We start from the raw sequence: 25,063 nt of genomic DNA, 5'->3' as shown, positions 1-25,063 counted from the left end.
ATTAAACCTAAGATTGAACTTCTTTGGAAATCAAGGGATGTAAAAACTGTCCGTGATCTGTGGGAGATGGACGTACCACTAGTGGACATTAGCAAGAAAGTGAAACGAAAACCATTAGAAACGGCTCTCCTGGTCATTGACCTGGTAAGCAGGAAACATTTGGAGACACGAGAAACCGGGTTGGAGGGGAATGAACATGTTGCTAAGGAAAGCAGTAGAGAGACAAAAGAAAATCAAAGTTATCGAGTTAAACGTAGAAGTGCCTGAAAACGATCTGTACAACGGATACTATTGCAATCGTTGTGACCTTGAATTTGCGGTCAGTCAAAGGTTTCAAGAACAGGACATTATAGCATGTAATTGTTGCAAGAAGGATGATCAGATCATAGATAAGGGTGAAGCCATTTTATACAAAGGAGTGCTCTTGTATGGATAACCAAAAACAAATTACATTTGAAAGCTTTAAGAAGGCGACGACACAACAATTGCTTTCCATCATAAAAGATGAAAGTTGTCCAAGGTATGAAAAGTGTCGGGCGAATACAGAGCTCACCAGACGATTCCAGGCGGGGATCTTATCATTCTCTTCTGGAGCATCAGCCTAGTCATGGAAGCGAAAAAGAGAGCCGGTAAGCCAAGCCAATGTGCTCATTGCGGGAAGACATTCAAAGTGAAAAATGAAAATGAGGTCATGTACTGTAAGAAATCATGTGAGAGAGCTCATGACCTATTCTATGGAATGGGGGAACGATACGTTGCAATTAGCTGAAAGCAATCCAGTATATTGTGAGTCTGCTATGTTCAGTGGTCCTGGGGTAATCGATAACATCTTCCCAGAAGAGTATTTCGGGATCCAGGTACTTATGAATGGGCCGGACCCGGACGGCCACCGATTAAAACGGTTTGCCCGGGAAGAAGTGAAACCGTTAGACGAGCATCCATCCGATCAACCGGTTCTTTCACCAGGAGTCAAGTTGGTAGCAAGAGCTGCAGGCGTACCGATCGGCAGCGTAAAGACCGGTGAACAATACCTCATCCAAGTATCTACATATTCCAAAGATCCTCAACAAGTAAACATCTATGATCCCCACACGGAAAGGCACCTTGGAGGGTGCAGCAAGATTCATTTTCAAGACATCCGGGAGTACGACAAGAAAGAATTCGTGTCGCAACCCCGGACAAAGCCGGACAAGAAGGTAAAAGCACCGATGGAGCAACTAAGTTTCGATTTTTAAAAGGAGGGATGGTCGTGAGTGCTGTCTATCATTATTACGAGTATGAGGGACACAAGAAGCATCGATCGTGGAACCCTCTTCATAAAGAGAAATTCAACGCACTGATCAAGTGCTATGTGAAAGCAAAAGGGAAGCTTGAAACAATCAAAATAGAATCAAAAGAACCGGCCACCTTTCATCAATGCTGCAGGCAGGCCGAGAAATTAAAACAGTCGTATGGATCCAATCTTCAACAGATTTACATTTGGGATATGGATGAAATCAATGAAGTGAAAAGACGTCATGACGAAGGGGAGGTCCTCCAATGGGCTCACCAGTGAAAGTGTCCTATATGAGCGATCAGGAGCTTGAAGAGTATAAAGTAAAACATGCGAATAAGCGTCATAAAAAAATGGATAAGCCCGTGGATTGGCGATGGCCACAAAATCGAAAAAGAGGAGAACTTAAAAATGGAAATTAATCAATTATGTACAGAAGCATTTGAAATAGCAACGTCTAAAGGGTGGCATGATGAACCACGTGAAATGGGGACCGTGCTCGCTCTCATCCACAGTGAGGTGAGTGAAGCTCTGGAAGCTGATCGTAAGGGTGATGAAGAAAACTTTGTTGAGGAACTTGCAGACGTATGTATCCGGGTTTTCGATTTGTGTGGATCCAAAGGGATTGACCTTGAGAAAGCGATTCTTGAAAAGATGGAGAAGAACAAAGGCCGTAGCTATAAACACGGCGGAAAAGCATATTAGACCCAAAATACGCAATAAAAAGGAGAGAGTGAGATGTCTGATAACCAAGAAGTAAAATATGAAGTTTATGATGACAGGAAACCAAGTGAGACCCTTTTTTCACACGAAAGTGCTTATGTATGTACTCGTTACATCGATAACGAAGGAGAAAATAAAGGGCAAAACTTAGCAAGTCATTTGTGGTTTAGGACTGTTCCAAATTAAGTTAATTGCGTCGCAGTTCGATGATGCGATGAAGGAGGTTGCTTAGATGAAGAACAAAGCGAAAAGAAAAAGAAGATTAGGAAAGTCACTCGTCCGACGATCTAAGGAAATTGAGCGCAATTATATAAGTAGCTGCTGGAGGAACATTTGGGTGCGCCAGGGCATTCTTAAATAGGGACAATAAGGAGAGGAAGATAAGATATGGTATTCACTATTTATAAAGCGAAATTAAGCACTGCTGGAAAGACTACTGAGCAAATCAAGGCTGATTATGAAGGAGGTTTTGGGGATGTGCCGAGCGAGAAAGAAGTGCAGGCTTGGATTGATGCCTATAACCGGATTGATGGTATAGAAATGATCGTACTTAAAAGCCCGATAATGGATGGGTATGTCCCCACCTCTTGTGTAAAAGAAGAGGACGAGCCCAAGTTCAGGGACTTTGTTTATCAGGCAGAACAAGATCCATACTTCGGTTCTTACATCAACGATCGCGAGGAATTTCTAAAAGATTGGGAATCAGGGGATTATAGTCCTTCCGGTTCATTAACCTTCAAAGAAGAAGACTTGACTGACCTCCAAAAAGAATATGCAGGAGAACCGGGGGACAAAAAAAATGAACCTAATTATGATTAAAGAGGCTCTATTTATATCTCTTGGTATCTTCATCGGGAATGCGATTCTGTATCTTTTCAAGATTGGTTTTAAACGGTTCGTAAACCGACTCAAAAGCACCCCAAACAAGCAAAAGGGTAAATACCACTGTCACAAGAACGAAAGTAAAGAACAGACTGGAACTGATCCATCCGCCAATCAAAATGATAAATATCAAAAATAGGTAAGATAAACAGAAGATAAGCTGCTTTTTGGCCATGGTTATCGTTCTAACTAAAATTTGTTCATCTGAATTATCTGCGGTGGCTTCTTTTAATCTATTATTTTTCAAAGCTTCTAGTACTTTTAGGGAAATTGAACAAATCACGGTAGCAATTATTCCCGAAACTACATTTTCAAACACAGCGCCCACCTCCTTCCTATGGAGAAGTATACCAAAAAGAAATATGTGTGGGTGCCTAAAAAATTTGAATCAATAGAGTCTACTTTATTGATAGAAAATTGATATACAGATAGAATCAGTGTTAAGAGTATATCAATAGACTTCTATCAAAAGGGGATACGGTAATATGAAGAAAATCGGTTATGTTCGAGTGAGTTCTGTAGATCAAAATCCAGCCAGGCAATTGATGCAGCTTGAGGTTATCGACGTAGATATCATGTACCAAGAAAAAGTTTCCGGTGCTACACGGGAACGACCGGAGTTACAAAAGATGATGGCCGAGCTTCAAAGTGGAGATACGATTTACGTCACGGATCTCACTCGAATTACTCGAAGCACACGAGATTTGTTCGAGCTAGTGGATGAGATAAAAAGCAAAGGTGCAAATTTGAAATCACTAAAGGATGCATGGTTGGATTTATCTGAAGAAAACCCATACAGTCATTTTCTCATGACGGTTATGGGTGGAGTGAATCAGCTAGAAAGGGACCTTATTCGTATGAGGCAGCGTGAAGGTATAGAACTTGCTAAAAAGGAAGGTAAGTACATTGGCCGGCTGAAGAAATATCATAAAAATCATCCTGGAATGAAACATGCGATTGAACTGTATGAGGCTGGTGGAAAGACCGTAAAAGAAATCACCGAAATTACAAATATTCCGCCGGCATCATTCTATCGAGGGCTTAAAAATCATAAGGAGGATCAGATCAATGAGTAATGTTCCTCCAGGAGTAAGGAAATGGATCGAAGAACAAAAAGATTATTCACCAAAAGATCGCACGCAGCTAATGGAAGAAATGGATGAGTATCTCCTTAAGAGGCAGAAAAGAATTGAGAAAGCGCAGAAGGCAAGAGAAAAATAGGCGACAGATTAATATAGCGATTAGGACAAAGAAAAAAACTCATGATCAACATGAGCTTTATAGACTGGAAATAAATTTTTCCATTTCTTGATATGAGGGAGCTTCCTTGAAAGTGAAGATTCCGTTTTCATCTTTCCATTCGGTCTCAAGCCATGGAAGGTCTTCGTATATCTCACTGATTTCTAATGGTGTACCGGTGAAGAGATAGTCTATCCCAACTCTACCGAAATCTTTAGGGAAATGGGTTGCTAAATAGCCTATGCCACTTTCCAGGCTCTTAAGCATAAAGACCAGGTGTTTATTTTTCTGGATAGTTAGGGCGGATATTTCCAAGGGTACAAATACTGTATCATTGCATGGTGTTGTAGATGGAAGAGCATTTCTGATCATAAAGTTCAAATCCTTTCCCGATTAAAATATACTTCCTTGAAGGCAAGGAAAAGCTTATGTGCTATCCGAAGAAAAAGCAAAATCACGGCTTATAAGGCCGTGATTATCGCCGCCAGAAGAGTCATCAAACCTCCTAGGAAGTTCAAAGCCTCTCCGGAAATCGTGATTTTGATTTCCATGGCTATCACCCTTTGAAGAGGGCAGGTTTTGTCTTTGACGCTGATAAATTCAAGCGCGTGGAGGACAACCCACTTCTTGCTAATTAGAATTATAGCAAGAAGTATTTGGAAATACTATGATAACTTTCTAAAAGGAGTTCTTGTCCCACCACTGTCTGGCTTGTTTTAAATCCAACTTTGCAAATACAGAAGTTATTTCATGGAATGGATTCTCTATCTTTGCGCCGTTATGGTCTAATTTAAGCTCTTTTAAAGATTCGAAGAATAGGTGAATAGTATTTTCTCCTTCTTTGTTTTCAAATGAAATATCTCCGGCTCTATGAAACACACCATTTTCATTTCCATCTTTAATAAGGACTTCAATCATTTTAGAGCTTACGTTAATAGCAAGTAATATTTCATTGGGTAGGTCGATTAACATAGTGCCACGGCCAGCTCCGGGTGCTACACGATACCATCGGCCAGACGTAGCTTCAAGTAAGACGGATCCATCTGGAAAGTCTGACATATTTAGGCCTCCTTAATTATTAGTAGGGTCTTCAAAATTATACCATTGAAAAATATCTAATGTACTAAAAGGTACATTAAAGGAGATTAGCTACGATGACAAAGGATGAAAGAGAGCAATTGCGAAAACAAGCAATCGAAGCTGAGGAGCAAAGAATTGAAAACATCAATATGTTTTTAGAAGATCATCCTCTAGATACTGACGTAAATATAACGGTCGCTCTGGAATTGGTTACCTCAGTTGCACTCATTGAAAGACAGATCGAGAGGTTAAAAGGAGGTAACGATCATGAGCAATGATGAGAAAATTTCCCGGTTAACTGAGATACTTCATGATCCAGGATTAAGTAATGCTGTAAAGTTTGATCTTATGGAAGAAATCCTACTTGGAGGTAAACATGAATAGATTTTTATACCTATGCGGAGCATGTGATTATAGATTCCCTTTCGACTGGAAGGATAGCAAGCCGTTTTGTCCGTTATGTGGCCAGAAGAAAGCTTCGATGCTTGCGTCATATATTAAAAGAAAGTGATTGTGAGAAATTCACAAACTAAAAGTAAGACAAGTATCCATCTAAATTCAATAGAGAGACAATCTCAGACATAACTGAGGGCGCAAAAGTGAGCTGTTCATTCTTGTGCCCTCTTTTTGTTTGTCAAAAGGATGAGGGAAATGAAAATAAAGCTTGAATTATCGAAGTGGGTTGCCCAACAGAAAAAGCAAGAACAGAAAAATACAAGACCTAGCGCTCAACCTCAAAAGAAGAAGAGACGGGTACGAAAAGAAGATAATCTCTCGTTCCGGGACATTGAAAATCTTATGGGAAGCAACAGGGCCACATACGGAAGACGGCATGGCCGAGTGGTTAGTAAACGACGATGAACGGGAGATGGAATAAATGAACATGAGACTATTAGTGATTCAGCATGAAGAAGGGCTTAAGTCTTTGAGGAAGATGTTGAAGGACACTGAAACGATCTTGAGCCAATTAGAGGATATTCGCCAGGATAAAAAGAGGACAAGAGCAGAGAGAAAAGATGCTGCTAAAAGGATATTAATGTACCAGGCAGACAAGTCAACAATAAATGGGATGATCAGTGAGATGATGGATAAAATCGAACATATGAGAACTGGACGAAATCCAAATAGCTATAACGGGGTCGAGCATAGAAAATCATATGAGCATAAGTCATTCAGTCCTGATTATTTCGATACCATTCCGATGTCAGAGGTGTCTTATGACGAGGGGGATAGAGATTCGAAAGAGGAATTTATTGATTACCTATTGAGTGATCTTACTGAAAAAGAAAAGGACACCTTCTTACTGGTTAAGTATGGGTATACCCAAGAGGATGCAGCTGAACTGTTAGGAGTTTCAAAGAAAACAGTATGGACAAGGATGAAAAGCGCAGAGAAAAAGATAGAAATTAAGGCTGGAATAAAGTTATCCACAGATTAGGTCGCCAAATGTCACTGTATTATGAAGGGGTTTTGGTCAGCACCTTTTCCCTTCAGTTGATTCCATACTGAGGAATGGCTTCCCCTTTAGTCATTCCTCACCCTTTACTAAATAATTGCAAGTGTCGTCGCACAAGCTGATTCTTCTTCATCGATAATGCGTTTACTACTCACATATTAAATTGTTGTTATTGTTGAATGTTGATTCTGATCAATCGCTGTTCTGTCCGTTTCAAGATGATTAAGTATCCAATGATTAAAAGCATCTTCCTTAACCAACTGAATTTATGGGCGGCGACACTTGGAGTTATTTAATGATGAGAGGAGGTTAAAGAATGTATGAACATCGTCCAACCAATTAGAGATAAAGAAACTTTAATTGAAATAAAAGAGTATTTGAAAGAAAGTAGCCATCGGAACTATATCCTATTCTCAATTGGCATTAATACGGGTCTTAGAATATCGGATATCCTTAATTTAAAAGTAAGAGATGTGGAAGGGTGGTACATCACTATCCGGACAAAGAAGAGGAATAAACCGGTAAGGATTAAGATGCCCAAGATTTTAAAGAAGGAATTACGGGAGTACATCGAGGATAAGCCGCGGCATGAATACTTAATTAGAAGCAGAAAAGGGAAGAACAAACCTATTACCAGGTCAATGGCTTATAAGATTCTGAATCAAGTTGCAAGGGAATTTGCACTGGAGAGCATTGGCTGCCATTCACTTAGAAAAACGTACGGATATATGTTTTACAAACAGTTTAAGGATGTTGCTGCACTTCAAGAAATGTTCAATCACGCTGATCCTAAATATACGTTGCGGTACATTGGAATTAACCAGGACAATCTAGACTCAATGATGAGTAAATTCGGATTGTGACATGGTTATTTTTTTATGTCATTTTTGAATTACCTAAAAATCGCATGTATATCATTGGATTTATTGATGGTGGATGAAGGCAGATATATCAAGGAAATGAAACCGTTGGGGAATGAAACACAATATAAGAAAGTGAGAATTCAAGACATGATAAATATTGCATTTATCTACTCAAATATGGCTCAAAACAATCTAAATTCGTTGTAGAGTGAATCTCAGACATTATCACTTTCAGGAGGATGATGAGATGTATAGGGAAGAAGTTGTCGTAGCAATTCACAATTTAAAGGAAGCTCTTCTGGAACTATTCCAGGAAGCAATTCTAAATAAGCTTAGAGTTGCAATGGGAATATTTGAAGAAGTAGTAGAAATCCAAAAGGACATTGATTATCGATTGTCTGCTCGTAAAGGTTGGTTTGATTCCAATAGAATAATAAGTCATCAAGTGATTATGAATAGGCCAGTTAGGATAGTGGCCAGGAGCTGTTGCTGATGAAGGTTGAAGAAATTAGGCTACTGATTGCGAGTGGGACTATTGAGAAGTTCTACAACGATCGTAAGTGGAGAAACCTCAGCAAGAAGATTAAGAAGCGTGACAACAATGAATGCCAGATGTGTAAACGGAGAGGGAAATATTCAAAGGCTCAAAACGTTCATCACATCAAAGAGTTAAAGGATTGTCCAGTACTTGCTTACGATGAGGATAACCTAGAATCACTTTGTATCAGCTGCCACAATGAAGAGCATCCTGAGAAGCTGGAAAAGTTTAAGAAGCTGGAACCAAAGTTTATGAACGAGGAGAGATGGTAATGAAGGAAACTATTTTAATGGGAAGCAAGAACCATAATGGATGGAAGCTAGAAGATCTATTAGCTCAAGTCAAACAAGAGGTATCTGAAAAGATTAATAAGATTGTGGATGATGAGTCACCTCAAGCTCAGGTCGTAGTTAGAAATAATTTATCAATCATTGAACATCTTGGTGCAGCTGAAGCATTACAGAGAAGTTCTTATGTTGTGTTAGATGCAATGAAGAAGAATGAAGGACCAGCAGGGAAACCAAGGATAGGAAAAGACTCATAACACCCCCCGGTCAAAGAAATCGGCCGAATAATTGGGAACCCGTACAACGGGGGAGGGTGACGATTAAATAAATTTCCGGGCCGTCTCTGTCTAAGTTTGGATATAAATGGAAATTAATTGGAAGGGAGGGAGTGGAAATGGCGAGAAATAAAAGTGCAGCTCAAAGAAAAAGAATTGAAACAGATTTATCCAAGCAGCTGAAAGATAAAGAAATCAAAGGTACCCACTATGAAGACCTGGTACAAGACTATCTATCTTTTTGGGATTTAAAAAACAAATTAATAGATGACATCGAAAAGAATGGTGTGAAGGTTTCTGGCATGCATGGACCTAAGTCAAATACATCCGTTAATGATTTGAATAAAACAAATGCACAGATGCTTAGGATCTTATCTGAACTCGGTTTAAAAGCTGCACCAGATGACGATGGTGATGACGGTGAATGGTAACGTGAAATACAATAAGCACATCGATTTCTATTTTGATCAAGTTGAAAGTGGCAAGATCATTGTTTCAAAAGAAGTACAGCAACTAATCGATTACCTCAAAAAGAAACTGGAAGATGAGAAAGACCAGATCCTCATTGACCACGATGAAATTGAAGAAGCGATCAGTAGCATAGAAAAGTATTTCCCTTTTAAATTGTTAATCTGGCAAAAATTCGTTACTGCTTTTGTGGTGGGACTCACATATAAAGAAGATGGCTCATTGGTATTCAATGAGTTTTTTTTAATGATGGGACGAGGTGCCGGGAAAAATGGATTTATTGCAGCACTGGCGTTTTATCTAATTTCTAAACAGAAGATTCGAAAGTACGACGTGGCCATCGTCGCTACAAGCCAGGAGCAAGCAAAGACTTCATTCATGGATGTATGGGAAGCCCTCGATAACCATTGGCGGAAACTCAGTAAGCTTTTTAAACGAACATTGAAATCTATTGGGTTCTACAAAACAAAGTCTAAGCTTCAGTACTTCACAAACAATGCAAAAACAAAAGATGGATTGAGACCTGGAGCAATTATCTTTGATGAAGTCCATGCTTATGAAAATGAAGAGAATATAAAAGTATTTACTTCCGCCCTTGGTAAAGTACCTAGACCAAGGCGTTTTTATATTACGACTGATGGAAATATACGAGGTGGATTCTTAGATCAGATGAAGGAAGAAGCCAAGATGGTCCTCTCTGGCGAAATAAAGAACAGCCGGCTCTTCCCATTTATATGTAAGTTAGACGATTCTGAAGAGGTTCATGATTTCTCTATGTGGGAAAAAGCCAATCCCTCCATTAATTCCTTCCCTCACTTGAAATTAGAGATGGAAACGGAATATAAGAATATCGAGCACCGTAAATCAGCGAAACTTGAATTTATGACGAAACGGATGAATATCCCATCCCAGGACACTTATGATCTAGTCGCAGCATGGGAGAAGATTGATGCCGCAACCAAACAACAATTTCCTGAATTCAAACGTGCTACTTGTATCGGGGCCATCGATTATTCAGATACTCAAGACTTCGCAGTAGTCGGACTGTTATTCAAGCAAGGAAAGAAACGTTTTTTCAAGCAGCATACATTCATTAATCATAAATCATTATTATTAAACAACTATAGAGTGGATATTGAATTAGCAATTGAAAGAGGTCTTGTCACGATCATCAAGGAAGAAACGAATAAGCCAGAGTATTTGGTGAAGTGGTTCGCAGAACAAGCTCAGTACCATGATATCAAGTTTATTACAGCGGATATGTACCGGATCAATTATCTAAGGGAAGAGTTTACGAAAGCAGGCTTTGATAAGTTGGTCATTGCCAGAAGTGGAAGTAAAACTCACACTCAGCTTGAACCGATAGTTGAAGATTTATTTGCATATGAGAATGTAGTCTTTGCTGAAGACGATCTGATGATGAGATGGTTTACAAACAACGTTTATATAAAGCGTGATAGTAAAGGGAATATCACTTATGAAAAAATCGAGCCACGTCTGCGAAAGACAGATGGCTTTTTTGCATTCCTTCACGCCTTGCAGCATGATGATGAATTGGAAGAGACGCTTCCGTTAACAGAAGAAAATATCAAGAAAATTTTCAAATCCTTCTCCTATTAAAGGAGGTGAACAAATGGGAATATTCGATTGGTTTAGTGCCATTTTTCGTGGGAAGGATTATGTGGCATTGGATACTGAGTTTGCAGAGCTTGTTGTAAAGGCACATTACAAGCGATTGGCCATTGATACATGTTCAGACTTAATTGCCAATGCTTTAACCAGGTGCGACTTCGCGACATTTGAAAATGGAAAGCAAAAAAGAGGAGAAGTTCATTATCTCCTTAACGTAGCTCCAAACCAAAATCAGAATGCAACAGAGTTTTTTCACAGTCTGGTCACGCATTTGATTAATGAAAATGAATGTTTGGTTGTCCAGTTAAATGATGAACTACTCATAGCAGATTCATTCGACAGAACGACCTATGCGGTCAAACCAAATATTTATAAAAACATCATAGTTGCTGATTTTAAATTTGATAAGACCTTTTACGAAGAGGACGTCTTTTACTTCAAACTCAACGACAGAAACATCATAAAAGTAATTGACAGTCTATATGAGGATTACGGAAAGTTATTATCTTCTGGAATCAATTACTATAAAAGAAAGAACAACAAGCGTTATCTAATGAAAGGTGACTTCTTAAAGGCACAGACGAAAGAGGAACAAGACGCAGTAAATTCGATGTTCGAAGATCAGTTATCTGATTGGTTTAACCCAGACAAAGAAGGAGCTGCCTTTCAACTCTCAAATGGTTATGAGATGAGTGACATGAGTGACGGTCAAAAGAATACTGGCAACGTAGGAACAAGCCGTGACATTCGTGAACTCGTAAATGATGTAATTGATTTTGTGGCAATGGGCCTACACGTCCCACGGGGGATCATTAAAGGTGATGTAGCGGACATTGAAAAACAAGTAGACAGTTTCTTGATGTTTTGTATTCTCCCCCTAGTGAAACTGATAGAAGCTGAGTTTAATAGAAAGATGTATAAGAAAGAAAGCTATTTAAAACGCACCTATTTAAAAATTGATGCTTCCAGGATTAAGGTGGTAGACCTTGTTCAATTAGCGAGTGCTGTAGATAAGCTTTTTGCAGTTGGTGGACTGTGTATCGATGATATCTTGGAGCTTCTTGGTAAAGAACCATTGAATACAGAGTGGTCTCAAAAACGATATGTCACTAAAAATTATCAAGACGCTGAGAACTTGGAAGGGGGTGAAACGAATGAGAGTAGCGAACAAACGGTTTAAGAATGAAAAATACAATAACGCACCTACAATTAGTAAAGTGTTTAAAGCTGAAGCTGTAAATGAAAATACTCATAAGTTGACGATTTATGGTGATATCGGTGAATCATGGTGGGGAGATTACGTTACAGCAAGTGAAGTGGAGACGATACTCAAAAGTATCTCAGCTAATCATATTGACGTTCATATTAATAGCTATGGCGGAGATGTATTTGACGGGATTGCTATCTACAACCAATTGAAAAACCATAAAGCGACCATCGTCACTCATATTGACGGCATTGCAGCAAGCGCAGCGTCCATTATCGCAATGGCCGGTGATGAAGTGGTTATGAATGTAGGGTCAATGCTGATGATCCATGAAGGGTCTACGATGGCATGGGGGAACAAAGGAGATATTCGGAAAACCTTAACCGCATTGGAAGGCATCGATAAATCGATTGCTGATATTTACATGACAAAGTTTGCCGGTGATCGTGCAGACATCGATACGATGATCACAAATGAAACATGGTTCACATCTAGCGAAGCGGTTGATGCAGGACTGGCCGATAAGGTAAATGAAACGAAGTCAATCGAATCGGATCCTGAAGAGGTCAAGAATTCTATTCTAAATAGAATTCGAAATCAAAAACCAGAGCCTCAGCAACAACCCGCACAATCAATATTAAACAGATTCAAGCGCCAAGCATAGGCGTTTTTTATTTTGAATAAAACTGGAGGTTTACCCATTATGAAGGTAGAAAACAAACCGAAATTATTACCATTAAACATTCAATACTTTGCAGGTATCAAAAACCCGGACGAGCCGGTCATCAAAAATAAAGAAGAACAAATCAAAGCAATGCAAGAAGCGTTTGAAACCGGTGATCCTGCCGCAGTAGCTTCAAACATCGTTGCAAACTTTGAAAACAACATGGTTCATATTCAAGACATGATGAGCCAGGTTACGAAAGAAGCAAAGCAAGCGAGTGCTGAACAATGGGATGAGCAAGTTCTTGCTTCCCGTGGAGTACGAGTATTAACCACTGAAGAAAAGAAATTTTACAATGCAGCCATTGAAGCCCAGTCATTTGATGAAGTTATCAAATTGATGCCTCCTACTGTTTTTGAGCGAGTGTTCGAAGACCTGGAGAAAGAGCATCCTCTTTTATCTTTGGTTAACTTCCAACGTACAGGCGCAACCACAGCATGGGTACTCCGTAAACCAGGAGCGCCGGTTGCATTCTGGGGAGATGTGACATCGGCTATTCAAGAAATGTTGGATGAAGGCTTCCGTACTGTGGAGCAAGGGATGTTCAAACTCAGCGGATTCTTGGTTGTCTCAAAAGCAATGTTTGAACTTGGTCCAAAATGGCTTGATCGTTATGTACGTTTGTTCATGGCCGAAGTAGTAGCGGACGAGTTAGAAGATGTCATTGTGAATGGTGACGGAAATAAAAAGCCTATTGGTATGACTCGGGATCTAGAGGGAGCCATCACGAATGGTCAGTACCCATTAAAAACTCCTATCGCATTGACAGATTTCACTCCAAAAACCATTGGTAAAGAAATTTTGGCTCCTACAACAAAAAACGGTACACGTCGCTACACAGGGGTCACACTGATTGTTAACCCAATGGATTACGCAACCCGGTTCTTCCCATTAGGAGCAAAGCAAAAAGATGATGGGACTTGGACATATGATAACTTCTCCGTTCCCGGTTTAACCATTGTTCAATCGCCAGCGGTTACACTCGGTCAAATGGTTTCAGGAAAACCTAAAGATTACTTTATGGGTGTAGGCTCAGAACAGAAGCTTGAAACGACAGATGTTCTTCGCATGATTGAAGATCAGCGTTTATACCTCATTCGTCAATTAGCGAATGGACGTCCATTAGATCCAGATTCTTTCACTGTTTTTGACATCAGCCAAATCGGAGAAGAAGTGCCAACGGTTTAAAATTCTACTAATTGAAGGGAGATTTCAACATGCCATATAAAGTGATTAATACTTACAATGACACTGAACATAATGTTCTTTACAAAAAAGGGGATACCTATCCAAAAGAGGGCTATGAAGAAAATCCAGAACGGGTTAAGTCCTTGCAAAGCATTCATCCAACATACAAGCGTTCATTTATCGCTGCAGAAACGCTTGAGGGTGAACAGGAGGACCCCAAGGGAGAAGAAGATCAAGGGGAACCGGATGAAGTTCTCGTGGAGATCAATTCACTAAGTAAGGAACAATTGGAGGAGGAGACTACAATTCCTCAATTAAAAGCTTACTTGGACAGTGAGGAGATTGAATACAAATCTTCTGCCAAAAAGGACGACCTTATTACTCTCATCTTGAAATCTAGAGAGTAGGGATGGAACATGGATGAAGTAGTGAAATCATCCATCCTGGTTGAGTTAAAAGATAATCTCGACATCACGTGGGATGATGAAAGTACAAATCGGAAATTAGAAAAGCATATTGCACGATCAGTGGCGTACCTTGAAGAATTATCAGGTACGTCTCTTGATTTTGTTGTCAATAGCAGAGCAAGAGACTTGTTACTTGAGCGTTGTCGGTATCTTTATAACAATGTGTCAGATGAATTTGAGCGTAATTTCGAATCAGAATTAGGCAGGTTTATTTTGACCGAGGCAGTCCGAAAGGCGAGTGAGTCAAATGAGACCACATCGTGAAACATTTAATGACGGAATGATGCAATATGGGTATACCAAAACCACTCGATCTGAAAGTGGAAAAGATATGGGGAAGGTTTTTTCTCCCGAAGGAAAGCTCGCTTTTAAAGAGCTGAGTTGTCGTGATCGGGACTATGAACTAGCCGGTGCTTTGGATTCCAAGTTGGATCGTAAGATTAAGACACTCTTCCCACCTTCATTTAGGAGTCAGTCAAATTCCAACCTGAAAATAGCCATTGAATCAATAGAATACGATGTTATAGAAGTAGATAGCGACCCAAGCAGGCGCTATCTCTTTTTCTATCTTCAACGGGTAGGTGTGAAGCATGAATGAGCGATCGAAAGAGTTAATCAAAGAACAAAATAGAACGATTCCTCAAGTGCTGGCGGATCACTTTGAACTTCCGGTGTTCCAGGACAATATCAATAATGATGAGGTTCCACCTGACCATAATTACTTTTTGATCGTGTACGGAGACATCAGCCGTTCAGAAAATCAAAAGGCTACGGGTAAACATTTGTCACAAGATATATACGTGGTTTACCTTTCAGAAAAAAATGATGAAGTAGATGAGAACTGCATTGATATCATTTCGCTTGTGGAAGGAGTAAAAGCCACATCTTTTCAAAGGACCACAAAAGAGCGGGTCCAGAAGGCAGATACTTCTGAATTCGTGGACAGGGTTACATTAATCTTTTCGAGGATGATTAAGTATGAGCGTTCGGTTTCAATTTGATTATAGAGAAGTAGACGCCCTCCTTGAAAAATTCAAACGGCTACCCGGCAACGTAGAAAAAACGATAAATAGCGTTTTGCACTCCTTCGGTGTGAAAGAGGTTGTCAAACACATTACTCGAGATATGCCAATGTCTAGAGGGGACAATCGTCACGCTAAATTAAGCGATTGGTCTAAAAGTGAGAATGGGAACCTGGAGTTCACGATAAAAGCAAAGGGTGGAGCTGCTAACAAACCAGGAAGCTTCGGCTATCTTGTTTTCCCTAACGAAGGAAGGGGACCTTCAAACCCCTTGGAACAAAGGTTTATGGAAAGCGGGTTATATAAATCCACCTCTTCAGTATTAGAGGAAATCAATAAAGAAGTTGATAAAAGAATCAGAGAGGAGTTGTAATGATGGCAACAATTGTAGAACAGTTTGATTCTATCCGTATCACCAACGCCAGTGTTCAATTTATTGAAGGTGGCACACAGCAAGAAGGAGAAAAATTCGGTAGCCTTGGTTCCGTAGAAGGTGAAACAACACTCAAGGAACTGATCAAGAAAGAAGAAGGCGTCGAGGTGAGAAAGAAATCGAAACCCGAGAAAATGGACCTCACGATTTCTGCTCATATCAAAGTGGCCGTTATCCGTAAATTTTTTGGCATTAACTCAAATGGGCTAAAGCCAGGTGTTTATCAATATGGACAAGATTCTAAAGGAGTGGAGTTCGTATTAACGGCAGATGTAATCGATGAATTTGAGGATGTTACTAAACTGGTAGCTTTCCCTAAGTGCGTAAGTGCAACAGGGTTTAAATTCACCATTGAAAACGGCGGGGATGAAGTGGCCCTGATGGAGGTTCAGCTCACGGCTTATCCGGATATTATGAGGCAATGTATGTACGAAGCGTTTGTTTCGGAATTAGACGACCCTACAATCGCCGAACAGTGGCACTCCCAATTTAATCGATCTCTCGTGGAGGCAATCCCACAAGTTTAAAAAGAGTAGGTTTTCCCTACTCTTTATTTTTTTTGAAACGGAGGCTAAAAAATGGCCATTCAAATAATCACGTTAAAAGAGTTAGATGTATATGAAGAAAACGGCTCCTTTAAAGAGCGATATATTAACGAAAAAAAAATTCCCGCAATGTTAACGAATTACTCGTTGAAAATGGGAAAAGACACCGGCTTAACCCAAGGATCATTACTAGGGGACGTCATTAAGCTCCAAGCTATTCAGGACATCGAGGAAAATCCTGAAAAGGCAGCAGAAGCATTAACGTATTTGGATGAGGTCGAATGCCTGAAGGTTATTTATCTGGCTTGCTCAGGTTTAAATAAATCTTTCGATTTGTCATTTGATTTGTTTGTATCAAAGTATCACGAGGATACTCAGACAACGCTTCAAACGTATGCAACCCTGATTAAAGACTTAGTACAAAAAGATCCTAATCAATTTGCTAAGGGGTTAAATGAGAGTACTAAAAAAAAGAAGAAAAAGGGCAAGCCAAAGCACCAAAATTACAGATCGAATCAATAGAAGATAAATATGTTCTCTATTGCCTGGTCTACGGGATTGCCAATGATGTATTTTGGCACTTTCCGTATGCCTCAGTAGAGAGGATTTTTGAAGGCAAACAAGCATTCGATAGTTGGCAGGCAAGTCCTATCACAAAATAAAGTTGGTGGAACATGGCTAGGCAACCTGAAACAAAAGTTAAGTTTAGTATTTTCAATGAAGAATTCAATCAGGGAATTGCTGAAATTGGAAAAGAGTCAACAAAGCTTAGGAAAGAATTTAAACTTCAACAAGAGCAGTTGAAGTTAAACGGTACTCAAACAGAAAAATTCGAAGCGAAGCTTACGTATCTTTCAAAGCAATATGCCCTTACTGAACAAAAGGTAAGGGATACATCTCAACAATTAGCGAAGGCAAAAACTGTTTATGGTGAGAATTCAGAAGAAGCAAGGAAACTAGCGAACCAATTGCTAGATTACCAGATTGCCCAGCAAAAATTGGAGAATCAAATTTCCTCTTCAAGAAATGAACAAAAGAAATACAAGAAGTCTCTTCAAGACGTCGAACGTCTATTGGAAGCAACGGAGACCTCGGCAGAAGATTTTGCAAATATGGTGGGTCCAGAGTTAGCCGAAGCTATGGCCAGGGGGAAAGCATCCACTAAACAATTAGAGTTTGCTTTCAGAAAGCTATCCCGGGAAGCCGTTGGTTCGGAAACGGACATTCATCAAGTTAGACAGGCATTATCTGCCCTCGACAATGGATCATCTATCAATTCAGTTAGACAAGACTTAAACAGGCTATCAAGGGACGCAGATGATGCTAGTGGTTCGGTAAGAGACCTTGGCTCTGAAATTGGAGGGCTTGCTGGAGGTATTGCAGCAGGGGTGGGGATTGGCGAAGCGATCAGTCAGTCCTTGGATGCTTCCTCTTTAAAAACAAAAATAGATGTAACCTTTAACGTTCCTGAGGAATCAAAAAAAGAAATATTTGAAGTGGTTCGTAATATAGAGGCTTACGGTATTGACGCAGAGGCTGCCCTTGAAGGGGTTAGAAAACAGTGGGCCTTGAATAAAGAAGCGACCGATGAAGTAAATGCCTCTGTAGTAAAAGGAGCAGGCAATATTGCGTCCTCTTATTCTGAAATTGATTTCTCAGAACTTATACAAGAAATGAACGAAATAGGTTCTGCCTTAAATATCTCCAATTTGGAAGCCCTTGGATTAGTGAACTCATTGTTGGAAGCGGGATTTCCTCCTGGTGAAATTGATATTATCGCAGAGTATGGTACGCAGCTACAACGAGCCGGTTATGATGCCGAGCAGATTCAAAATATTTTTGCTGCAGGCGTCAATACAAAAAGTTGGAATATAGATACATTGCTAGACGGTATTAAAGAAGGACGGATTCAAATGGCTGACTTTGGATCCGGTCTCAATGAAAATTTAAAAGACATTTTAGCTGAAACAGATATCTCCGCAAAACAATTCCAGGAGTGGGGTAAAACAATTGCCAGTGGGGGAGAAGATGGCCAAGTAGCTATGTTAGAGGTTACGAAAGCCTTGGCAAGCGTAAAAGACGAGACAGACCGAAATCAGTTGGGTACGAAAATATTTGGAACCCTTTGGGAAGAACAAGGTCAAAAGATCATCGACACGTTACTTAATGCAGAAAAAGGGACGGCTGATTTATCGAGGGGTGTAGATGAGCTTAATCAAGACACTCAAAAGATAGACAACTCTCCTATGAAGCAATTAAGTCAATCGGTTCAAGATTTAAAGATAGCACTCGATCCTTTATTGTCTATACTCGCAAATGTGGTTTCAAGCGTAGCTGATTGGGTTTCAAACAACCCTCAATTGGCTGCCACCATAACAGCCATTGTCTCTGTCATCGGAATATTGTTGGGGATATGTATGGCGCTGGCTCCGGTATTTACCATTTTATCAGGGGCGGCATCTATCTTAGGGATCTCTTTTGGAGCGATCGCCTGGCCGGTCCTTGCGATTGTGGCTGCCATAGCAGCAGTCATTGCCATTGGGATAGCTCTCTGGAAGAACTGGGACCAGATAAGTGTAATCGCAGCGATTGCTTGGGAGAGCATAAAGCTTGCGATATCCATTGCCGTGACAGCCATAATAGCAATCCTAACCGTTGCATGGAACGTCATTAAAGCAATTACGGTGGGGTTGTTCAATGGATTGAAGGTGTATTTCACAACAGTTTGGAACATTTATAAGACCATTTTCACTGTAGCTATAGCCACGATCAAAGCGGTGATCACTACAGGATGGAATGTTATAAAAGCTTTAACCGTTACTATTTTCAACGTCATCATGACAGTAATCAGTACTGTCTGGAATGGGATTAAGTCAACAATTTCTAGCGTGGTAAATGGGATTAAATCCACCATTTCTTCTGTCTGGAATGGGATTAAATCCATTACATCATCGGTCTTCCAATCAGTGAAATCAAGTGTCTCAAGTATATGGAACGGGATAAAAAACGCTATAACGAACCCAATTCAAAGTGCTAAAGAAAAGGTGTTAGGTATCATTTCTTCTATCAAGAGCGCCTTCAGTAACATGAGAATTACAATTCCAAAGCCGAAGCTCCCTTCTGTGGACATAAGCAAAGGAATAAAAACCATTGCTGGTATAGATATTCCATATCCAAAATTTAATGTCACTTGGCACAAAACGGGTGGTGTATTCACGAAACCAGTCGTGGCCGGTAATTCTGGGTTTGGAGATGTGGAAGAAGGCATCGTACCATTCGAAGGACCACATGCTATGAGAATCGCTAAGTTAATCGCTGAAGCCCAAAATAAGATTAAAGAGGCATCAAGCCAAGTGATAGATAAAGTGATCAGGAATGTAATCTCAGTCGATGTAGAGGCCGGAGATGTTGTTATGGACGGCAAGGCAGTCGGAAAAGTCGTCTGGCGGCCGGTGAAACAAGAGATTGATAGCAATGAAGCTCGACCATAAAGAAGGTGAAAAAACTTGAAGAGTCAATACAATTTCTTAATCGAGTACGAAGATGGAGAAAGAGTGGATATGGATAGTGTTGGTTTGTGGGTTGAATCATTCCATATTTACTCTCCGAATGTTGTGAGAAAGAAGTCAGAGATCCAGGGGAAACACGGCGCTACTCAAACATCAAGCAGGTTAGCAGAGCGGAGAATTGATATCAATTTTCAAGTGGAAACTGATTCCCCTATGGATCTAGACGATTTGAAACATACGATTTATTCCATTTTCTACAGAGATAAACCATATAAAATCATACGAGATCTTACTCCATCTAAATATTTATTCGCTTGCCAAGAAGGGGAGTATGATTTTGATAACATAACGAGCAGCGATGCGGATTTTTCCATCACTCTCACGATGTTAGATCCCTTCATCTATGGTCAGAAGAGGGAAATGGTTATTAACAATCCATCAGCCCCTTTCGTCTTGAGAAACTATGGGGTAGAAGAAACCCCTCCCTATTTCTCAATAGAATTATCCGGTCCTACGACACTTCTGGATATTATAGGAGAGGAAGACTACATGAGGATAGGACGTCCCTCTACAGTGGACGACACTACTTTTAAAGAGTACGAAAATGTACTCACAGAAGACGGATTTAATTTAACCGGTTGGACGAGTGCTTTATTCACACCGGACGGAGGAACCAAAACGGGGACCATGGGAGTGGATAGCGGGAACTTTATTGCCACTGGGTTTGGTTCCGGTACAAATTGGCACGGACCTACTTTATCAAAGTCATTAAACGGAAGTGTAGTCATTCCAGATTTCAAGGTGAGAGCGTATTTTGATGTAGGATCGAACCCGAGTCAAAGAGCCAGAACAGAAGTTTACCTATTGGATGCGGCTTCAAATGTTATTGGCAAAGTAGCCGCTGTCCTCCGGAAGTCTTCTGGGGAAGTCGATGTAGAAATCGCTCTTCGGAATGGTTCGAATGTACACTATGTCGTATCAATGGATTGGACGTATAAGGAATTCTTTGGCTACATGGACATCATTAAGAAGGGCAAAGAATTCACCTTCTATATCGCTCAACAAGGCTATAGGGCAGACGGAAGAGTCTATACAAGGCACAAGCCTAAATTCACTTTCCAAGATGATAACAGTGAGTTTCAAAAGAGTTTAGCTGCCATTGGAATGCACATCGGGACTCACAGCAATTATCCAACGCCTACAAGAGCGAAAATCAGAAAAATTGAAGTGGAAAAAATTAATACCCAGCCTGAGGGTATCCCTTTTATTGGAACAACCGGGGACGTTTTCGAATTCTTCCATGGAGAATCCGAAATTTATAAAAACGGGGACCTCTTCTATGGCAAAGACTTTGGAGCTCGTTTTTTCCACCTCAAGCCAGGGGAGAATGTCTTCCTTGCGAACCCTCCAGAAGTCATCCGTGAAATCCGTGCAGAATGGAGGGACAAAGGTACATGAGTTCAAAAAACTTGATTCATATACTTCATCATCAGAGAGATGAAATCATAGGTTGGATCGATGAGGCTTATACAGACACTCATCATCAACATATAGGCTTTGATGAAAAAGAAAAATATGACTTTGAGGTATCGGCTTTTGCTAAAGATGTTGAGAAAGTTCAAAGCAGAAGTAGATTCATCATCCCGGGTGAAGATAAAGGGATATACCATGAATTTATATTGTGGGAGTCTAATGACGATACAGAAAAAAACGTAAAAGAGTTTCGTACCTACCCATCATATAAAGATTTAAATAATTTAAAGTCCATTTCTCCTCAAGTATTAGAAGGACAAACCATTAGGAGTGCAGCCAATTACGTTCTTGAAGGTCTGATTTGGGAAATCGGCACTGTTGAATATAGCGGAATCCAGAAGTGGGTAATTGAAAAACAGTTAGGTGGATTTGATGCCCTGGTGGCTCTTTCTACCCTCTTCGGATGTGAGCTTCGTTTTCGTATTGAAATAAGTGGAAACAAAGTGACGGGACGTTATGTAGATTTCTTGAAAAGACAGGGAGAAGATCAAGGGAAAGAAATTGAATTTCACAAGGATTTAATTGGAATAAGACGGACCGTTAATAACGATAAACTTGTCACAGCGCTTCTATGCATTGGACCGGAACAGGAAAATGGTGAAAGGCTTACTGTTACCGTCAAAGATGAAGCTGCCTTTCAAAATTGGAATTGGAGAGGTCAACATCTAATTCAAACATATGAACCTCAATCTAATGATGAAGACATGACGGAAGAGAAACTGACACAGTTAGGTGAGACGGAATTAAAAAAGCGGATCAGTGCAGCTGTTCAATACGAAGTTTCAGCAGAATCTTTACAGAGGTGGCGCCTAGGAGACACAGCCAGAATAAAGGATGAACGTTTTAACCCTCCGATGTATTTAGAATCGAGGGTTATTTCCATTTTCCGTTCCATCTTTGACGACGCTCAAAAAGATTTTACTTTGGGAGAAGTCATTGAGCATAAAAAAGAAGATATCTTCAGAGTTTGGAAAGATCTCCAAGCACTTTATGCCACCAAGGTCATAAAATCCCCTACACCGCCTGAAGGGAGAATTAATATCTTATGGGTGAAAACAGGTGGAAAAATCGATATTGTCTACACCTGGGATTCAGCTCAAGGAAAATGGGTTAAAGCATCAGCTGAAATTCCTGAAGATATAGGGACGTATAGCCAGGAGGATATCGATAATAAAGACCAGGCGACGTTCGAAGACGGAACTTATTATGCTGATCAAGTGGCTCAGAATGCTGAGGACAATGCAAAGCAACACACAGAAACATATGCGATCGACAGAACCACATACACGCAAAAGATCCAGGACATCGAAAAAGAGCTTACCGAAAAGGTGAGCAAATTATTATATGACAACAATCTCGCAACACTTCAGCAAGACATCGCCGGAAAAGCCGGCCTTGAATATGTGGACGGTCAATTGGTATCGAAAGCCGATAAGAACAGCACCTATACCAAAACAGAAGTCGATAACCAGCTGAACAGTAAAGTTTCTTCAACCGAGTACACCACGGACCAGGACGGCATCGTTACGCAGCTCACGAACCATGAGAGCCGGATTAATCAAACAGAAGATGGTTTGACCTCTAAGGTTTCTCAGACTTCCTATAATCAAAAGGTTTCTTCACTAGAGACTCAGATTAGCCAGGCTAATACATTGATCCAACAAAACAGTCAACAGATTCAATTGAAAGCCTCACAAACAGAACTGGATACGTTGAAAGGTAGAGTGTCCAATACAGAATCATCGCTATCTGTGCAGGCAGGATTAATTGAAAGTAAGGTTTCACAGGTTGAATTTGAGGGGTTGTGGATTGGAAGGAATTTATTTTCTATATCTGATCTAGTTAAAAATAAATATACTGATGAAGAAAATCCATCTCTTACTAGCTGGAAATTCCATGGCGATCCGAATACTTTCTATACACTCAGTACGGATATTCCAGAAAATTCAGGGAGATATGATTTGTTTTTTGATGTATACCCATTCCAGTCAAGTTCCTCATCAAATGGGGTGGCAGAAAATCAACCAAGGACCGTTCAGACTGATGAAACCGGGTTACTGGAAGTAACCTTTAGGAATCAAAGTGCAACGTATCCTATTGGATGGGAAAATGTCGTCAGCGAGGAACATCACGTAAAGCTTGAAAAGGGAAATAAAGCAACCGACTGGACAGCGGCACCAGAAGACGTTCAAGACAAGATCAATACTATTAAAGGGCGAATGAGTAGTGCAGAGACGAAAATCACTCAAAATACGACCGCGATTAATCTTAAAGCTTCACAGTCGAGTGTAGATTCAATAGCGGGAAGAGTTTCAAATGCAGAAGCTTCTCTGATTGTGCAATCCGGAAAAATTGAAAGTAAGGTATCACGAGTTGAGTTTGATGGATTGCAAATCGGCGGACGAAATTTATTGCCAAATAGTAGTGGAGCAGAAGGAACGTCTGGTTGGAGAGGTTGGTATGATAGTCCCTCCTTGAAATCTATATTCGATTCGAGGTTTGGCACTGTTATTGAAGTAACTTCTGGCTCGAGCACTTCCAGTAGAACAGTTGCTGTATATACACCGAGTGCGAATGTAGAACCGAACACTACTTATACTATAAGTTATTGGATTAAAAGACATCAGGCTGGAAGGACATACTCACTTTTAAAGCTATTGAATCAATCAAATAATGAGACAAATCCAATTCCTTCAATCGAAATAAATGCTGAACCAGCAATTTGGTATTTCATGCAACAAACCTTTACTACTTCAAGCGATACAATTTCTTTAAGCGACACCATTAGGATTGATACTTCAACCCCTGGTGAGAAGTATTTGATTGCCAATGTAAAAATAGAAAAAGGAAACAAAGCAACCGATTGGACACCGGCACCGGAAGACACACAAGGACAAATAGATACTCTTAGCGGACAGGTGAGTGGTGCTGAAACCAAAATCACTCAGAATACAAGTGCAATTGCACTCAAAGCCTCTCAATCATCATTAAATTCTTTAACTGGAAGGGTCTCAAATAATGAATCTCAACTATCCATTCAAGGAAATCAGATCCAATCAAAAGTTGACCAAACAACGTTCAACTCATTAAGTGGACGGGTTTCCTCTGCTGAATCAACTATTACACAGCAGGCAGGACTAATTGAACAAAAGGTTTCCAAGAATGGTGTCATGTCTGCTATTAGTCAAACTTCAGAAACCATTAAGATCGCAGCATCTAAGATTCAGTTCGAAGGAGCTATCTTCGGGCAAAACGCCAAGTTCGCGGGATCAATTGTTTCAACCGATGGGACGAACACGCTAAAGATTGATGGCGACTCAATATCAATAAATGACCGTGATATCTTCGATTCGGAGAGTACATTGCCAAGTATGTATGATGGGAACCTCGCCTATCCTATGGTTTCATCATACGGAAAGATGTACTTACAAGAAATTACGTTTCCAATACCAGCAGGGACATATTCACCGGGAAACTACATCGAGAAGACTCTGAACATATCCAATTACACGAGAGTGGCCATCCCCCAAGTGTTGGGGTTCTTCTGTAATGCCGTAGCAAAGGAGTGGTATGCATACGAAAACGATAGTACCCGTGTTTATGGAGGTACAGACATCATGAGCACTAAAATCCGGATCTCCCCTCATTACCAATATACGAGTGGTGGATCAAGCGTAAAAGTCTATATCATGATCATTGGATACAGATAAGGAGGTGAA

General features: G+C 40.2%; 36 protein-coding genes and 1 pseudogene. 34 read left to right on the top strand and 3 right to left on the bottom strand.

Features of this window, described 5'->3' with window-relative positions; all coding sequences use genetic code 11:
* From ACQKFO_RS23170 to ACQKFO_RS23125, 10 genes and pseudogenes are all read left to right on the top strand, one after another.
* Positions 1 to 267, top strand: a pseudogene (locus tag ACQKFO_RS23170) (hypothetical protein); the annotation flags it as partial.
* Positions 197 to 436 (top strand): hypothetical protein, encoded by a 240-nt coding sequence (locus tag ACQKFO_RS23165; protein WP_427601399.1) that lies wholly within the window; start codon positions 197 to 199, stop codon positions 434 to 436. The pseudogene ACQKFO_RS23170 and the gene ACQKFO_RS23165, both read left to right, overlap by 71 nt.
* The gene (locus tag ACQKFO_RS23160; protein ID WP_427601398.1) at positions 429 to 605 is read left to right on the top strand and encodes a hypothetical protein; all 177 of its coding nucleotides are present in this window, start codon (positions 429 to 431) and stop codon (positions 603 to 605) included. Before ACQKFO_RS23165 ends, ACQKFO_RS23160 begins: the two co-directional genes overlap by 8 nt.
* Positions 606 to 722: 117 nt before the next feature.
* Positions 723 to 1,235 carry a hypothetical protein gene (locus ACQKFO_RS23155; RefSeq protein WP_427601396.1) on the top strand — a complete coding sequence of 171 codons (513 nt, stop codon included), beginning with the start codon at positions 723 to 725 and terminating at the stop codon, positions 1,233 to 1,235.
* A 14-nt stretch (positions 1,236 to 1,249) separates the two neighbouring features.
* Positions 1,250 to 1,555, top strand: coding sequence for a hypothetical protein (locus ACQKFO_RS23150; protein WP_427601395.1), 306 nt, complete (start codon positions 1,250 to 1,252; stop codon positions 1,553 to 1,555).
* A complete protein-coding gene (locus ACQKFO_RS23145) occupies positions 1,540 to 1,695 on the top strand; it encodes a hypothetical protein (RefSeq protein WP_427601394.1) in 156 nt (51 codons plus the stop codon). Before ACQKFO_RS23150 ends, ACQKFO_RS23145 begins: the two co-directional genes overlap by 16 nt.
* Positions 1,685 to 1,978, top strand: a complete 294-nt coding sequence (locus ACQKFO_RS23140) for a MazG nucleotide pyrophosphohydrolase domain-containing protein (protein WP_427601393.1) — start codon at positions 1,685 to 1,687, stop codon at positions 1,976 to 1,978. The genes ACQKFO_RS23145 and ACQKFO_RS23140 overlap by 11 nt, the downstream gene beginning before the upstream one ends.
* Positions 1,979 to 2,011: 33 nt before the next feature.
* The gene (locus tag ACQKFO_RS23135; protein WP_427601391.1) at positions 2,012 to 2,182 is read left to right on the top strand and encodes a hypothetical protein; all 171 of its coding nucleotides are present in this window, start codon (positions 2,012 to 2,014) and stop codon (positions 2,180 to 2,182) included.
* Between the two features lie 46 nt (positions 2,183 to 2,228).
* Positions 2,229 to 2,357, top strand: a complete 129-nt coding sequence (locus tag ACQKFO_RS23130; protein ID WP_427601389.1) for a DUF3983 domain-containing protein — start codon at positions 2,229 to 2,231, stop codon at positions 2,355 to 2,357.
* A 26-nt stretch (positions 2,358 to 2,383) separates the two neighbouring features.
* Entirely contained in the window at positions 2,384 to 2,815 is a 432-nt protein-coding gene (locus ACQKFO_RS23125) for a hypothetical protein (RefSeq protein WP_427601387.1), read from the top strand.
* A gap of 7 nt (positions 2,816 to 2,822) precedes the next feature.
* On the opposite strand, the gene ACQKFO_RS23120 is transcribed toward ACQKFO_RS23125, so the two are convergent.
* Positions 2,823 to 3,197, bottom strand: a complete 375-nt coding sequence (locus tag ACQKFO_RS23120) for a hypothetical protein (protein WP_427601385.1) — start codon at positions 3,195 to 3,197, stop codon at positions 2,823 to 2,825.
* A gap of 166 nt (positions 3,198 to 3,363) precedes the next feature.
* Here ACQKFO_RS23120 and ACQKFO_RS23115 point away from each other — a divergent pair, with 166 nt between their 5' ends.
* Entirely contained in the window at positions 3,364 to 3,954 is a 591-nt protein-coding gene (locus ACQKFO_RS23115) for a recombinase family protein (protein WP_427601383.1), read from the top strand.
* Entirely contained in the window at positions 3,947 to 4,099 is a 153-nt protein-coding gene (locus tag ACQKFO_RS23110) for a hypothetical protein (RefSeq protein WP_427601381.1), read from the top strand. Before ACQKFO_RS23115 ends, ACQKFO_RS23110 begins: the two co-directional genes overlap by 8 nt.
* Positions 4,100 to 4,156: 57 nt before the next feature.
* Here the strand turns inward: ACQKFO_RS23110 and ACQKFO_RS23105 are convergent, their stop codons facing one another.
* Positions 4,157 to 4,489, bottom strand: a complete 333-nt coding sequence (locus tag ACQKFO_RS23105) for a hypothetical protein (protein ID WP_427601379.1) — start codon at positions 4,487 to 4,489, stop codon at positions 4,157 to 4,159.
* Positions 4,490 to 4,795: 306 nt separating this feature from the next.
* Positions 4,796 to 5,176, bottom strand: a complete 381-nt coding sequence (locus tag ACQKFO_RS23100) for a hypothetical protein (protein WP_427601377.1) — start codon at positions 5,174 to 5,176, stop codon at positions 4,796 to 4,798.
* A 95-nt stretch (positions 5,177 to 5,271) separates the two neighbouring features.
* Between ACQKFO_RS23100 and ACQKFO_RS23095 the strand changes: the two genes are divergently transcribed.
* From ACQKFO_RS23095 to ACQKFO_RS22990, 22 genes are all read left to right on the top strand, one after another.
* Positions 5,272 to 5,475 carry a hypothetical protein gene (locus ACQKFO_RS23095; protein ID WP_427601376.1) on the top strand — a complete coding sequence of 68 codons (204 nt, stop codon included), beginning with the start codon at positions 5,272 to 5,274 and terminating at the stop codon, positions 5,473 to 5,475.
* 373 nt (positions 5,476 to 5,848) lie between these two features.
* On the top strand, positions 5,849 to 6,058 hold the full coding sequence (locus ACQKFO_RS23090) for a hypothetical protein (RefSeq protein WP_427601374.1): 210 nt from the start codon (positions 5,849 to 5,851) through the stop codon (positions 6,056 to 6,058).
* Positions 6,059 to 6,074: 16 nt separating this feature from the next.
* Positions 6,075 to 6,635, top strand: a complete 561-nt coding sequence (locus ACQKFO_RS23085) for a sigma factor-like helix-turn-helix DNA-binding protein (protein ID WP_427601372.1) — start codon at positions 6,075 to 6,077, stop codon at positions 6,633 to 6,635.
* Between the two features lie 338 nt (positions 6,636 to 6,973).
* Complete coding sequence (locus tag ACQKFO_RS23080) at positions 6,974 to 7,516, top strand: site-specific integrase (protein ID WP_159363397.1); 543 nt, start codon at positions 6,974 to 6,976, stop codon at positions 7,514 to 7,516.
* A 247-nt stretch (positions 7,517 to 7,763) separates the two neighbouring features.
* Entirely contained in the window at positions 7,764 to 8,009 is a 246-nt protein-coding gene (locus ACQKFO_RS23075; RefSeq protein ID WP_427601370.1) for a hypothetical protein, read from the top strand.
* Positions 8,009 to 8,326 carry an HNH endonuclease gene (locus ACQKFO_RS23070; RefSeq protein WP_427601368.1) on the top strand — a complete coding sequence of 106 codons (318 nt, stop codon included), beginning with the start codon at positions 8,009 to 8,011 and terminating at the stop codon, positions 8,324 to 8,326. The genes ACQKFO_RS23075 and ACQKFO_RS23070 overlap by 1 nt, the downstream gene beginning before the upstream one ends.
* Positions 8,326 to 8,598: a hypothetical protein gene (locus ACQKFO_RS23065; RefSeq protein ID WP_427601366.1), complete on the top strand. Its 273-nt coding sequence runs from the start codon at positions 8,326 to 8,328 to the stop codon at positions 8,596 to 8,598. The genes ACQKFO_RS23070 and ACQKFO_RS23065 overlap by 1 nt, the downstream gene beginning before the upstream one ends.
* 137 nt (positions 8,599 to 8,735) lie before the next feature.
* On the top strand, positions 8,736 to 9,047 hold the full coding sequence (locus ACQKFO_RS23060; protein WP_427601364.1) for a P27 family phage terminase small subunit: 312 nt from the start codon (positions 8,736 to 8,738) through the stop codon (positions 9,045 to 9,047).
* The gene (locus ACQKFO_RS23055) at positions 9,019 to 10,704 is read left to right on the top strand and encodes a terminase large subunit domain-containing protein (protein WP_427601362.1); all 1,686 of its coding nucleotides are present in this window, start codon (positions 9,019 to 9,021) and stop codon (positions 10,702 to 10,704) included. Before ACQKFO_RS23060 ends, ACQKFO_RS23055 begins: the two co-directional genes overlap by 29 nt.
* Positions 10,705 to 10,717: 13 nt before the next feature.
* Complete coding sequence (locus ACQKFO_RS23050; RefSeq protein WP_427601360.1) at positions 10,718 to 11,896, top strand: phage portal protein; 1,179 nt, start codon at positions 10,718 to 10,720, stop codon at positions 11,894 to 11,896.
* Positions 11,871 to 12,587: a head maturation protease, ClpP-related gene (locus ACQKFO_RS23045; protein WP_159363391.1), complete on the top strand. Its 717-nt coding sequence runs from the start codon at positions 11,871 to 11,873 to the stop codon at positions 12,585 to 12,587. The genes ACQKFO_RS23050 and ACQKFO_RS23045 overlap by 26 nt, the downstream gene beginning before the upstream one ends.
* 39 nt (positions 12,588 to 12,626) lie before the next feature.
* The gene (locus ACQKFO_RS23040) at positions 12,627 to 13,835 is read left to right on the top strand and encodes a phage major capsid protein (RefSeq protein ID WP_427601358.1); all 1,209 of its coding nucleotides are present in this window, start codon (positions 12,627 to 12,629) and stop codon (positions 13,833 to 13,835) included.
* A gap of 29 nt (positions 13,836 to 13,864) precedes the next feature.
* Entirely contained in the window at positions 13,865 to 14,242 is a 378-nt protein-coding gene (locus tag ACQKFO_RS23035; protein WP_427601356.1) for a HeH/LEM domain-containing protein, read from the top strand.
* A gap of 9 nt (positions 14,243 to 14,251) precedes the next feature.
* Positions 14,252 to 14,566 (top strand): hypothetical protein, encoded by a 315-nt coding sequence (locus tag ACQKFO_RS23030; protein ID WP_427601354.1) that lies wholly within the window; start codon positions 14,252 to 14,254, stop codon positions 14,564 to 14,566.
* Positions 14,550 to 14,900 carry a head-tail adaptor protein gene (locus ACQKFO_RS23025; RefSeq protein WP_427601352.1) on the top strand — a complete coding sequence of 117 codons (351 nt, stop codon included), beginning with the start codon at positions 14,550 to 14,552 and terminating at the stop codon, positions 14,898 to 14,900. The genes ACQKFO_RS23030 and ACQKFO_RS23025 overlap by 17 nt, the downstream gene beginning before the upstream one ends.
* Positions 14,893 to 15,303 (top strand): hypothetical protein, encoded by a 411-nt coding sequence (locus tag ACQKFO_RS23020; protein WP_427601350.1) that lies wholly within the window; start codon positions 14,893 to 14,895, stop codon positions 15,301 to 15,303. The genes ACQKFO_RS23025 and ACQKFO_RS23020 overlap by 8 nt, the downstream gene beginning before the upstream one ends.
* The gene (locus ACQKFO_RS23015) at positions 15,281 to 15,697 is read left to right on the top strand and encodes a hypothetical protein (protein WP_427601348.1); all 417 of its coding nucleotides are present in this window, start codon (positions 15,281 to 15,283) and stop codon (positions 15,695 to 15,697) included. Before ACQKFO_RS23020 ends, ACQKFO_RS23015 begins: the two co-directional genes overlap by 23 nt.
* Positions 15,697 to 16,284: a phage tail protein gene (locus ACQKFO_RS23010; protein WP_427601346.1), complete on the top strand. Its 588-nt coding sequence runs from the start codon at positions 15,697 to 15,699 to the stop codon at positions 16,282 to 16,284. Before ACQKFO_RS23015 ends, ACQKFO_RS23010 begins: the two co-directional genes overlap by 1 nt.
* Positions 16,285 to 16,335: 51 nt before the next feature.
* Positions 16,336 to 16,824 (top strand): hypothetical protein, encoded by a 489-nt coding sequence (locus ACQKFO_RS23005; RefSeq protein ID WP_427601344.1) that lies wholly within the window; start codon positions 16,336 to 16,338, stop codon positions 16,822 to 16,824.
* 152 nt (positions 16,825 to 16,976) lie between these two features.
* The gene (locus tag ACQKFO_RS23000; protein ID WP_427601342.1) at positions 16,977 to 19,793 is read left to right on the top strand and encodes a replication protein; all 2,817 of its coding nucleotides are present in this window, start codon (positions 16,977 to 16,979) and stop codon (positions 19,791 to 19,793) included.
* A gap of 15 nt (positions 19,794 to 19,808) precedes the next feature.
* A complete protein-coding gene (locus ACQKFO_RS22995) occupies positions 19,809 to 21,269 on the top strand; it encodes a distal tail protein Dit (RefSeq protein WP_427601340.1) in 1,461 nt (486 codons plus the stop codon).
* On the top strand, positions 21,266 to 25,054 hold the full coding sequence (locus ACQKFO_RS22990) for a phage tail spike protein (RefSeq protein ID WP_427601338.1): 3,789 nt from the start codon (positions 21,266 to 21,268) through the stop codon (positions 25,052 to 25,054). Before ACQKFO_RS22995 ends, ACQKFO_RS22990 begins: the two co-directional genes overlap by 4 nt.
* The last annotated feature ends 9 nt before the right edge of the window (positions 25,055 to 25,063 follow it).

It is taken from the genome of Rossellomorea sp. NPDC071047 (assembly GCF_050270195.1).
Taxonomy (GTDB): domain Bacteria; phylum Bacillota; class Bacilli; order Bacillales; family Bacillaceae_B; genus Rossellomorea.
Note: the sequence above shows the minus strand (reverse complement) of the source record. Positions and strands in the feature narration are given on the sequence as shown.

Coding starts and splice junctions, on each gene's coding strand:
- ACQKFO_RS23115 (WP_427601383.1), top strand. CDS start 3,364: ATGAAGAAAATCGGTTATGTTCGAGTGAGTTCTGTAGATCAAAATCCA.
- ACQKFO_RS23060 (WP_427601364.1), top strand. CDS start 8,736: ATGGCGAGAAATAAAAGTGCAGCTCAAAGAAAAAGAATTGAAACAGAT.
- ACQKFO_RS23075 (WP_427601370.1), top strand. CDS start 7,764: ATGTATAGGGAAGAAGTTGTCGTAGCAATTCACAATTTAAAGGAAGCT.
- ACQKFO_RS23070 (WP_427601368.1), top strand. CDS start 8,009: ATGAAGGTTGAAGAAATTAGGCTACTGATTGCGAGTGGGACTATTGAG.
- ACQKFO_RS23140 (WP_427601393.1), top strand. CDS start 1,685: ATGGAAATTAATCAATTATGTACAGAAGCATTTGAAATAGCAACGTCT.
- ACQKFO_RS23005 (WP_427601344.1), top strand. CDS start 16,336: ATGGCCATTCAAATAATCACGTTAAAAGAGTTAGATGTATATGAAGAA.
- ACQKFO_RS23110 (WP_427601381.1), top strand. CDS start 3,947: ATGAGTAATGTTCCTCCAGGAGTAAGGAAATGGATCGAAGAACAAAAA.
- ACQKFO_RS23040 (WP_427601358.1), top strand. CDS start 12,627: ATGAAGGTAGAAAACAAACCGAAATTATTACCATTAAACATTCAATAC.
- ACQKFO_RS23105 (WP_427601379.1), bottom strand. CDS start 4,489: ATGATCAGAAATGCTCTTCCATCTACAACACCATGCAATGATACAGTA.
- ACQKFO_RS23100 (WP_427601377.1), bottom strand. CDS start 5,176: ATGTCAGACTTTCCAGATGGATCCGTCTTACTTGAAGCTACGTCTGGC.
- ACQKFO_RS23035 (WP_427601356.1), top strand. CDS start 13,865: ATGCCATATAAAGTGATTAATACTTACAATGACACTGAACATAATGTT.
- ACQKFO_RS23050 (WP_427601360.1), top strand. CDS start 10,718: ATGGGAATATTCGATTGGTTTAGTGCCATTTTTCGTGGGAAGGATTAT.
- ACQKFO_RS23165 (WP_427601399.1), top strand. CDS start 197: ATGTTGCTAAGGAAAGCAGTAGAGAGACAAAAGAAAATCAAAGTTATC.
- ACQKFO_RS23020 (WP_427601350.1), top strand. CDS start 14,893: ATGAATGAGCGATCGAAAGAGTTAATCAAAGAACAAAATAGAACGATT.
- ACQKFO_RS23065 (WP_427601366.1), top strand. CDS start 8,326: ATGAAGGAAACTATTTTAATGGGAAGCAAGAACCATAATGGATGGAAG.
- ACQKFO_RS23160 (WP_427601398.1), top strand. CDS start 429: ATGGATAACCAAAAACAAATTACATTTGAAAGCTTTAAGAAGGCGACG.
- ACQKFO_RS23015 (WP_427601348.1), top strand. CDS start 15,281: ATGAGCGTTCGGTTTCAATTTGATTATAGAGAAGTAGACGCCCTCCTT.
- ACQKFO_RS23030 (WP_427601354.1), top strand. CDS start 14,252: ATGGATGAAGTAGTGAAATCATCCATCCTGGTTGAGTTAAAAGATAAT.
- ACQKFO_RS23130 (WP_427601389.1), top strand. CDS start 2,229: ATGAAGAACAAAGCGAAAAGAAAAAGAAGATTAGGAAAGTCACTCGTC.
- ACQKFO_RS22990 (WP_427601338.1), top strand. CDS start 21,266: ATGAGTTCAAAAAACTTGATTCATATACTTCATCATCAGAGAGATGAA.
- ACQKFO_RS23125 (WP_427601387.1), top strand. CDS start 2,384: ATGGTATTCACTATTTATAAAGCGAAATTAAGCACTGCTGGAAAGACT.
- ACQKFO_RS23155 (WP_427601396.1), top strand. CDS start 723: ATGACCTATTCTATGGAATGGGGGAACGATACGTTGCAATTAGCTGAA.
- ACQKFO_RS23135 (WP_427601391.1), top strand. CDS start 2,012: ATGTCTGATAACCAAGAAGTAAAATATGAAGTTTATGATGACAGGAAA.
- ACQKFO_RS23055 (WP_427601362.1), top strand. CDS start 9,019: ATGACGATGGTGATGACGGTGAATGGTAACGTGAAATACAATAAGCAC.
- ACQKFO_RS23095 (WP_427601376.1), top strand. CDS start 5,272: ATGACAAAGGATGAAAGAGAGCAATTGCGAAAACAAGCAATCGAAGCT.
- ACQKFO_RS23145 (WP_427601394.1), top strand. CDS start 1,540: ATGGGCTCACCAGTGAAAGTGTCCTATATGAGCGATCAGGAGCTTGAA.
- ACQKFO_RS23045 (WP_159363391.1), top strand. CDS start 11,871: ATGAGAGTAGCGAACAAACGGTTTAAGAATGAAAAATACAATAACGCA.
- ACQKFO_RS23000 (WP_427601342.1), top strand. CDS start 16,977: ATGGCTAGGCAACCTGAAACAAAAGTTAAGTTTAGTATTTTCAATGAA.
- ACQKFO_RS23085 (WP_427601372.1), top strand. CDS start 6,075: ATGAACATGAGACTATTAGTGATTCAGCATGAAGAAGGGCTTAAGTCT.
- ACQKFO_RS23025 (WP_427601352.1), top strand. CDS start 14,550: ATGAGACCACATCGTGAAACATTTAATGACGGAATGATGCAATATGGG.
- ACQKFO_RS23090 (WP_427601374.1), top strand. CDS start 5,849: ATGAAAATAAAGCTTGAATTATCGAAGTGGGTTGCCCAACAGAAAAAG.
- ACQKFO_RS23080 (WP_159363397.1), top strand. CDS start 6,974: ATGAACATCGTCCAACCAATTAGAGATAAAGAAACTTTAATTGAAATA.
- ACQKFO_RS23010 (WP_427601346.1), top strand. CDS start 15,697: ATGATGGCAACAATTGTAGAACAGTTTGATTCTATCCGTATCACCAAC.